Origin of the sequence: Dactylosporangium salmoneum, assembly GCF_039532525.1 — a bacterium.
GTDB classification, from domain to species: Bacteria; Actinomycetota; Actinomycetes; order Mycobacteriales; family Micromonosporaceae; genus Dactylosporangium; species Dactylosporangium salmoneum.
Window position 1 is genome coordinate 1 of record NZ_BAAARV010000153.1, and the last position, 656, is coordinate 656.

The window sequence follows — 656 nt, forward strand, 5'->3', positions numbered from 1 at the left end:
TCTGTAGCCGCGTGCCGTTGGCTGTCGCGCCGCTCGGCGAGTCCAGGCAACGACCCGACTGCGGGTTGAGCAGCGAACCGTCGGCCTGCTGGACCCAGTTCTGGCCACCAACTCCGTTGCAGTCCCACAACTCGACCTGCGTGCCCTGCGCGGTGCCGTTACCGATGATGTCCAGACACCGGCCCAACGTGCGCAGCGAACCGTTCGCGTTGTGATACCAGTGCTGATCCACCGCATAGGACTGGCAATCCCACAACTGCACCGCCGTACCGTTCCCACCACTGTCATCCCCGGCAACATCAACACACTTGCCACCAGGACCGACGATCGTGCCGCCGCCGTTGACGGCGAACTTCTGCGCCGCAGAGCCGTTACAGTCCCAGATCTGCAACCGCGTACCGTTGCCCGTCGCACCACTCGGCGAATCGAGGCAGCGACCGGACTGCGGGTTGCGCAGCGAACCGTCGGCCTGCTGCACCCACTTCTGACCACCCACACCATTGCAGTCCCACAACTCGACCTGCGTACCGTTCGCCGTCCCGTTGCCGTTGATATCCAGACACCGACCCAACGTGCTCAGCGAACTGTCGGCGTTATGCGTCCAGTGCTGATCCACCGCATACGACTGACAATCCCACAACTGCACCGCCGTACCA

1 protein-coding gene is annotated in these 656 nt (G+C 63.6%); it reads right to left on the reverse strand.

From position 1 onward, the window contains the following. A partial coding sequence (locus tag ABD352_RS57440; protein ID WP_344621156.1) for a ricin-type beta-trefoil lectin domain protein occupies positions 1-616 on the reverse strand: 616 nt, incomplete at its 3' end. Positions 617-656 lie beyond the last annotated feature (40 nt).